2 protein-coding genes are annotated in these 1,112 nt (G+C 43.6%); both read left to right on the top strand.

Annotated features, from left to right (window positions below; all coding sequences use genetic code 11):
* The first annotated feature begins 115 nt into the window (after nucleotides 1-115).
* On the top strand, nucleotides 116-517 hold the full coding sequence (locus DW642_RS15715) for a hypothetical protein (protein ID WP_009243735.1): 402 nt from the start codon (nucleotides 116-118) through the stop codon (nucleotides 515-517).
* Nucleotides 507-875 (top strand): IS66 family insertion sequence element accessory protein TnpB, encoded by a 369-nt coding sequence (gene tnpB / locus DW642_RS15710; RefSeq protein WP_009243734.1) that lies wholly within the window; start codon nucleotides 507-509, stop codon nucleotides 873-875. Before DW642_RS15715 ends, tnpB begins: the two co-directional genes overlap by 11 nt.
* The last annotated feature ends 237 nt before the right edge of the window (nucleotides 876-1,112 follow it).

The following is a 1,112-nucleotide window of genomic DNA, read 5'->3' as shown; positions in this document are numbered from 1 at the left end:
GAGTACCTTTTTATTCACTTCAAGTTATGCCATAATCATACTCAACAAAATAACATAGTCAAAAAAGTTTAGTACTTAACTTTTTTAACTGACTATGATTCAGAGGAGGAATCTTATGGCTACGCAAACCAGCCTTGTAGCTCAGCAGGTGAGGATCAGACAATGGGCAGAACAGATCCGGAATTGTCAGAACCGTCCCAAAGGGATGGATGTTGAAACCTGGTGTACCCAAAATAATCTTACAAAAGCCAACTATTATTACCGTCTCCGGCGTGTCAGGCAGATATGCCTGGATCAGATGCAGGACACAGAAACCACTGCTTTTGTGGAACTGCCCGCACCTGCACCAGATCCAAAGAAAACAGATACTCCAAAAGAATCCGGTACATGCATTTCGGCAGGAACTCTGCCAATGATCCGTATTAAAAATACCAGGGGACTGTCAGCTGAGATATTTTCCGGTACTTCACCGGAAATGCTCTGCCATCTCATAAAGGCTTTTACCCATGCTGAATGATGCAGATGCTTCCGGATTTAAAAAGGTGTATCTGGCGATGGGATTTACGGATCTCCGTCGTGGGATCGATGGACTGGCAACGATCGTACGCTTTCAGTTTAAGCTTGATCCTTACGACAAAAATACACTGTTTCTTTTCTGTGGAAGAAGATGTGACCGGATCAAAGCACTGCTCTGGGAAGGCGATGGTTTTCTCCTTATGTACAAGAGACTCGATAATGGTGCATTCCGGTGGCCCCGTTCGGCAGATGAGGCAATGGCGATCACAGACGACCAGTACCGTATGCTGATGCAGGGACTGGAGATCGTTGCACGCCATCCGATCTCTGAGCTGAAAGAGACACCCCGCATTATGTAGCCTGTGCAAAATGCCGAAAATAAAAAAGTACCAAAACTGTAAAAATGATGTGTATCAACCGGATGAAAAAGGTTATCCACAAACAGTCTTTTCTCATTCCATTTGTTATCGTGTGGATAGAAAAACTGTTGTGGATAATACATCTGAAAAGCTGTAAAACAACGGCTTTCCAGATGTATTATCCACCGTCATTATGACGAAAGTCCATATCTGAAGGATTGGCGGAAATACAAAAAT

It is taken from the genome of Blautia sp. AM23-13AC, from assembly GCF_003435675.1.
GTDB lineage: Bacteria > Bacillota > Clostridia > Lachnospirales > Lachnospiraceae > Fusicatenibacter > Fusicatenibacter saccharivorans.
Note: the sequence above shows the minus strand (reverse complement) of the source record. Positions and strands in the feature narration are given on the sequence as shown.

What these genes read in the sequence shown, in the direction of transcription:
- tnpB (WP_009243734.1), top strand. Translation starts at nt 507, where the DNA reads ATGCTGAATGATGCAGATGCTTCCGGATTTAAAAAGGTGTATCTGGCG.
- DW642_RS15715 (WP_009243735.1), top strand. Translation starts at nt 116, where the DNA reads ATGGCTACGCAAACCAGCCTTGTAGCTCAGCAGGTGAGGATCAGACAA.